Source organism: Pseudomonas sp. 2FE (genome assembly GCF_005503735.1).
Classification (GTDB): Bacteria; Pseudomonadota; Gammaproteobacteria; order Pseudomonadales; family Pseudomonadaceae; genus Aquipseudomonas.
In genome coordinates this window covers 134,849-141,653 of record NZ_SCMO01000011.1, presented here as the reverse complement: position 1 = coordinate 141,653, position 6,805 = coordinate 134,849, and the positions used below count along the sequence as shown (strand labels likewise).

Sequence of the window (6,805 nt, the reverse complement as noted above, 5' to 3'; positions counted from 1 at the left end):
GGCAACGGCGAGTTCGCCACTGGCACTTTCCGTTTGAGCGACGCCGACGGCCTCGACGACTTGCAAAGCGTCACCCTCAACGGCACCACCGTGGCGCTGGGCAGCCTGGCGGGTAGCGTGTTCGCCGGCAGCAACGGCAGCTTGACCATCACCGCCTACGACAGCCTGACCGGGGTGGCCAGCTACAGCTATGAGCTGACCAGCCCGACCAGCGATGGCCCTGGGCTTGAAACCGAGGTCTTCAGCCTGAGCGTCTCGGACGGCACCGCCTCGTCGGCCCCGGCGAGCATCGTCATCGAGATCATCGACGATGTGCCGACGGCTTTTGCCGACACCAACAGCGTGGAGGAGGGCGGGGTAACCACTGGCAACGCTCTGACCGATGGCACCGATGATGTGTTCGGTGCGGATGGCCCGACGGTCGGTGGCGGCGTGGTCGGCGTCAAGGTCGGCAACGATACCGCGACCCCGGCCAGCGGAGGCTTAGGAGTAGCCCTGGTGGGCAGCTTCGGTACGTTGACGCTGAATGCCAACGGCACCTACAGCTACGACGGCGCCCCGAACGTGGTGCCGCCGGCCGGTGCGACGGATGTCTTCACCTACACCATCCAGGATGGCGACGGTGACCTGAGCACCACGACGCTGACCATCACCCTGACCGACGGCGGCCTGCAAGCGGGTAACGACGACCAGGTGCTGGTCTTCGAGAATGGGTTGGACACCTCGATTAGCGGCTCCGACATCGCGGCCGGCTCGGTCACCGGCAGCTTGCCGGGGGATGCGGGCGAGACGGACGCCTCGAACACCCTGACGGACAACGTGACAGGCGGGTTCGGCAGCAAGACCTATGCGCTGCTGGGCAGTGCCGTGGGCGCCTTCGGCACTATCCAGATCAACGCCGATGGCAGCTATGTCTATACGTTGACCTCGCCGTACGACACCAGCCCGGACGCTAACAACGGCGCGAACACCGAACAGAACCGCGACAGCTTCACCTACCAGGTGACAGATGCCAACGGCAACACCGGCACGGCCACCATCTTCATCGATATCGTCGACGACGTGCCGACGGCGAGCTTCGACAGCAACAGCGTGAACGAAGGCGCACTGCTGACGGTGAATGCGGCCGGCGGTGTCCTGAGCAACGATGAGGATGGCGCGGACGGTTTTGCCGCGGGCGGTGGCGTGGTGGGAGTGCGGGCGGCGGCTGGCGACACGACGACGGCGGTGACGACCGGTGTCGGCGGCTCCATCGTGGGGCTGTACGGCACCCTGACCCTGGCGGCGGACGGGTCCTACAGCTACCAGTCGAATGCGGACACGATCAGCTCCAATGTCTCCGACGTGTTCGTCTACACGATCAAGGACGGCGATGGGGACCTGTCGACCACCACGCTGACGATCAACCTGAACGACAGCAACCTGCAAGCGAGCAACGACGACCAGGTGCTGGTCTACGAGAAGGCGTTGGACACCTCGATTAGCGGCTCCGACATCGCGGCCGGCTCGGTCACCGGCAGCTTGCCGGGGGATGCGGGCGAGACGGACGCCTCGAACACCCTGACGGACAACGTGACAGGCGGGTTCGGCAGCAAGACCTATGCGCTGCTGGGCAGTGCCGTGGGCGCCTTCGGCACTATCCAGATCAACGCCGATGGCAGCTATGTCTATACGTTGACCTCGCCGTACGACACCAGCCCGGACGCTAACAACGGCGCGAACACCGAACAGAACCGCGACAGCTTCACCTACCAGGTGACAGATGCCAACGGCAACACCGGCACGGCCACCATCTACATCGACATAGTCGACGATGTACCGCTAGCCTTTGCCCCGGTCAGGGCGTTGCTGGTCGATCAAGTGCCTTCGTCGCACACCGTGACAGCCGGCCTGAACTTTGCCGATGTGGCCGGCGCGGACGGTGTGGGCACTGTGGTGTTCAGCAATTTCACAGAAGGAGATCTTGCCAAGGATGCATACGGTCAACAGTTGTTTCTCAATGGCGAGGCGTTGCACCTGTACTACGGCACCGATCAGACGCAGTTGGTGGCCAAGACCCTGGCTAACGATGTCGGCTTGCTCCTCGATATCGATCCGGCGAGCGACACCTACGCCTTGACCACCTACGGGGTGATCTCGAATGGTGCTATAGAGGTGACAACGACCAACCTGAGCGGAGTCGGCGCGGGTAACGTGGCCTTCAAGGGCTTGCTGAATATCGGCGGCACGACACAGGATGTGCTGATCTCCACCACAACCGCTGGCGGTAGTGTCAACAGCGACATCGACGACATAGGGGTTTCGAACCAGTGGATCGACACCGGCGAGAAGATCCGCTTCGACCTCGTTAATGGTTTGGCAACGGGTGGGGCCAATGGCACGGGCTTCGTTTACACCGACCACAATCAGGCGAACAACTATCGGCAGCGGATATTCGTCAAGGGCGGCGGTGGCAATACCGCGACCCTGATCGTGACGGCGATTATTGCCGACAACGACTATGTCTTTGGCACCAGCGATGCCGGTGAGCCCCAGGTCGACCTGTCGACCAGCGATATCAAGGTGTTCAACGGCGCGGTCGATGTGACCGGGTTGGTGACCCTGAGCGATGGCGGCAACTCGATCACCATCGGCGGGATGAAGGATGGCTGGACCTTCCAGGTCAGCTCAGCCACTTCCTTCAGCGCGGTGCATGTCGAGGGCGGAGGCGGCGAGGACTTCTCGCTGGGCTTCTTCAGTTATTCCCAGCTCGTGCCGGGGCAACCGATCGACCTTACGCACGCCATTACCGCGACGGATGGCGATGGTGATGCCATCACCAGTGCGATCAATTCGACCCTCTATCCGCTGACCAGCAGCGTGGAGGGAAATAGCAGCGACAACGTCATGACCGGCACCAGTGGGGTGGATCATCTGTTCGGCTATGGCGGGAATGACAGCCTGAGTGGTCTGCTGGAAAATGACGTGCTCTCGGGCGGCGATGGTAACGACACCTTGAATGGCGGTCTGGGCAATGACTTGCTGTCTGGTGGGTCGGGCAAGGACACCCTGGTGTGGAATTCCGGCGATACGGGGGTCGATCACATCACCGACTTCTTTATCGACGGGCCCGGCGTAACAGGGGGCAACTCCGATGTGTTGGAGTTATCGCAGCTGTTGGTCGGCGAGACTGCGAGCGGGAATGTGCTGGATGACTACCTGAGCTTCACCTTCGCCGCGACCAGCAGCACCATCGATGTGCGGGCGACGGCCGGCGGAGCTGTGGTACAGCAGGTCGTGCTGGATGGCGTGGATCTGTCCAGCGGCGCTTACTACGGCAGCACCGATGCGGCGACAGTGATCGATGGCATGCTCAACGACAACGCCCTCAAGGTAGATACCGTCTAATCTGCCCTACAAAGCCAGCCCGCCACCTTCACGGGTGGCGGGTTTTTTTATGGATGAATGCAGGAGGCCGCCTGGTCTATGTGCCGCGTGATGAGAAGGGGCGGTTGTTGCGGGTGGCGCATCACCCCTTCGAGGGCATGACGGCAACCCTGGCGGTGGAGAACGAGGAACTGCAGGTCTGGCTGACCGCGGCCGCGCCTGCTGTCGAATGAGGGAGGACCCAGCGACGGGCTCGCAAGCTAATGCTTACTCCTGCCAGGGCGTCGGTGCGCCGAGCAGGTGGCCCATGGCGCCGTGAACGCCAAGCTCGTTGAGTACGGCGAGCTCGCCTGCGGTCTCCACCATCTCCGCCATCAGCGGCAAATCGATGCTGTTGGTTGCGCGGAACATGGCTTCGATAAACAGGCGCTTGTCGCCTTCCTGATCGATGGCGCGAATGTAGGTGCCGTCGATTTTCAGGTACGCGAGGCCAAGGTGCGTCAGGTTGCCGATCAGGCTGAAGCGGCCACCGAAGTGTTGCAGGCCAAGGTTAACGCCGGCGTCATGCACCGCTTGGCTCAGGCGCTCCAGCTCGGCTGGCGGTGGCAGGTTGCGCTCGTCGATCTCCAGGGTCATCAGCTTGGCTTGCTGGGGGTGTTCTTTGAGGATGGTGACCATCCGCGCTTGGTTGTCCGGCTCACGCAGGGTCGCGGCCGACAGACTGAGAGCGACTGGGTGCGGGTGTTGCGCGAGGTGGGCCAAGCTGTGCTCCAGCATCGCCAGGTCGAAGCGCGCGGCCCAGCCCAGGCGTTCGATCCAGGGTAGGAAGCGGCCGGCCGCAACGGCCTTGCCCTGCGGGTCGAGCAGGCGCGCCAGGATCTTCCGATGCAGCACCTTGCGGGTGTCCGCACACGCCACCACCGGTTGGAAGTACAACTGCAACTTGCTGTTGTTCAGCGCTTCGTCGATCCAGTTGCGCCAGTCGTTCAGGCCCTGGCTGGGGAGGGCGTTGAAATCATCCAGACGTTCCCAGGCTTTGCTCGGATTGCTTTGTGCCTGGGCCAGAGCCTGATCGGCCCGACTTAAGACGTGGTTAACCTCTTCGCCAGGGCGGAAGGCGGCGATACCCAGGTGGGCGACGGGTGTGCAATCGCTGGCAGCGGTCTGCCGCAGGCTTTCCAAACCATCACTTAGCTCCAGCGCCAGCCGGTCGGCATCCTCGCTAACCAGCCCCGGTGCGAGCAGGCTGAACTCGCCGCCGCGGCTGCGCGAGGCCAGCCAGTTGGCGCGGCTTGGCTGGTCGAGTAGGCGCTTGAGCTGCTCGCCGATGGCACCGATCAGGGCATCGGTGCGTTGCCCACCCAGGCGCTGGTTCAAGCCACCGAGGTCATTGACCCGCAGCAGAATCAGGTAGCCCTCGGCGTTTTGTTCGTGAACGGCGAGCCGGGTGGCCAAGTTAACCTCGAACAGCCGGCGGTTGGCCAAGCCAGTGAGGCTGTCTTGATAGGCTTCTTCGCGCAGTTTTTCGCTACGGGCGGCTTCTTCGGCAAACAGGTTTTTCAGTTTCTCGACCATCTGGTTCATGGCCAACACGACCCGTTTCAGTTCGGGGGTCCGTGGTAGGTGCGGCAGGGTGAAGAATTCGCGGCGGGTGATGGCCTCAGCTTGCTGCACCATATTGTCCAACGGCCTTAGCTGGGTGCGCAACAGCCAGCCGCCGAGGATGGCGCTGAGCAGCCCGCACAGCAGCAGCCAGAGCAGGCTGCCGATGGCGCTGTCCCAGAGCTTGGCCAGGGCGAATTGCGGATGGCTGAGCACTTCGACTCGCGCCGCCTGTTCCCAGCCGCGCATGATTAGCGCATCGCCACCCTGGGGCTGGAGGTCGACCAGGTGGGCGAACCAGCTCGGCACTGTCTCCGCGGTCGTGGTGTTGCTCCGCTCGACTATCACCCGCTCATCGGCAATGCGCACGACACGGATGCTGGCGAAGTAGCCGCTGTCGAAAATCGAACTGACCATCAACTCGATCATCGCCGGGTCGTCCACATGTGGCGTCATCGACAGCCCCAGCGCGGTGGCGGCGTCTTGCGCGTGGGAGCGCAGTTGGCTGAGCAACTGTGCGCGCGAACTTTCTACCCCAGCGATAAAACTGCCGGTGAAGGCCACCACCAGAAACAGGCAGATGGCGAGAAATAGCTGCTTGAGTAGCGACATAGTGTTCTCCTAACCCTCACCAACGGCGAAGCCTTCGGCGTGCATTTTTTTCAACAGATCCTGCCAGCGCGACAGCTTCTTGGAGTCACCGCGTTTGCCGGCGGAGCCAGGCAGATAGAGGCCTTCGGCGTTGAAGGCATACACCGGGAGCAAGTCTTTGCGTTGCGCGGCGGGGCGGATGGCGCCGATCAGGTTATCCAGTACCAACGGCTGCGCCGTGGGGCTGGCGTAGTAGGTCAGCACCATATGGGCCTGGTTGTAGTTCAGGGCTTTGACGTAGGTGATGCGCAGCTTTTCGCTGGGGATGCCGAGGCGGCGCAGGGTGAAGTACTTAGCGATGGAGTAGTCCTCGCAGTCGCCCGCACCTTTGACCAGCGCCTCGATCGGCGTGGCCCAATAATCCTTCTGCCGCCAGTTGCGGCTGTCGTCGACAAAGCGCAGTTGGCGGTTGAAGAAGCGATTAACCGCGCCGAGTTTTTTGCTCTCAGGCAGCTCGCCGCTGCTCTCGATCAGCGCACTCCAGGCCTCGATCCGGCCCTTGGCGGCGCCGAGGCTGCCGTAGCGGGTTTCGGCTTTCTGGAGGATCACGCCAAAGTCCCAGTTAGCCCAAACGTTAGCGACGCCGACGATGAGGCCAAACAGCAGGCAAAAGCCCAAGCAAGCCAGTAGCGGGCGCGGTTGTCGTCCATGAGTGCGCTGCCGAGGCTGCATGTGCCGCGTCTCCGCCGAAGATGGCAATAGTCTAGGCAGTACCTGGGGGTTTTGCCGGGTAGAGGTTATTAGCTGACGCTATTAAGTGTCGGTTGGCGGGCACTGCATCAGCGAGCGGGCAGGGTTTTCTGCTTGAGGATGTAGAGGCTGACCAAGACCGCACTGCTGAGCATAAACGCGCGGGCCCAGGGTAGCGGCACCAGGTAGCAAGAGAGGGCGATGCTGATCCACATCAAGCCGATGGCGTAGACCTTGCCCTTGAGCGGGATGCCGTGGCCGTCGAGGTAGTCGCGAATCCACGGGCCGAGCTTGGGATGGCCGACCAGCCAGAGATAGAAGCGCCGTGAACTGCGGGCAAAGCAGGCGGCTGCCAGCAGCAGGAAGGGCGTGGTCGGCAGCATCGGAACGAAGATGCCGATCACGCCGAGCACTACGCTCAACCAACCGAGGGTCAGCAGGCCATAGCGCACGCCAGGATGACGACTTTCGCGGATTTCGTGGCTCATCCGCGCAA

At 62.6% G+C, this 6,805-nt stretch carries 5 protein-coding genes; 2 read left to right on the top strand and 3 right to left on the bottom strand.

Annotation, left to right across the window (positions count from 1 at the left end; all coding sequences use genetic code 11):
* Nucleotides 1-3,387, top strand: a 3,387-nt coding sequence (locus tag FFS12_RS16110) for an S-layer family protein (RefSeq protein ID WP_218568987.1), incomplete at its 5' end; no start/stop codon positions are given.
* 53 nt (nt 3,388-3,440) lie between these two features.
* On the top strand, nt 3,441-3,599 hold the full coding sequence (locus FFS12_RS16105) for a hypothetical protein (protein WP_256657401.1): 159 nt from the start codon (nt 3,441-3,443) through the stop codon (nt 3,597-3,599).
* 34 nt (nt 3,600-3,633) lie between these two features.
* On the opposite strand, the gene lapD is transcribed toward FFS12_RS16105, so the two are convergent.
* From lapD to FFS12_RS16090, 3 genes are all read right to left on the bottom strand, one after another.
* Nucleotides 3,634-5,580: a cyclic di-GMP receptor LapD gene (gene lapD / locus FFS12_RS16100; protein ID WP_137888218.1), complete on the bottom strand. Its 1,947-nt coding sequence runs from the start codon at nt 5,578-5,580 to the stop codon at nt 3,634-3,636.
* 9 nt (nt 5,581-5,589) lie between these two features.
* Nucleotides 5,590-6,291 (bottom strand): cysteine protease LapG, encoded by a 702-nt coding sequence (lapG, locus tag FFS12_RS16095; protein WP_137820530.1) that lies wholly within the window; start codon nt 6,289-6,291, stop codon nt 5,590-5,592.
* A gap of 107 nt (nt 6,292-6,398) precedes the next feature.
* Nucleotides 6,399-6,797 carry a YbaN family protein gene (locus FFS12_RS16090; RefSeq protein ID WP_137820531.1) on the bottom strand — a complete coding sequence of 133 codons (399 nt, stop codon included), beginning with the start codon at nt 6,795-6,797 and terminating at the stop codon, nt 6,399-6,401.
* Nucleotides 6,798-6,805: the final 8 nt, after the last annotated feature.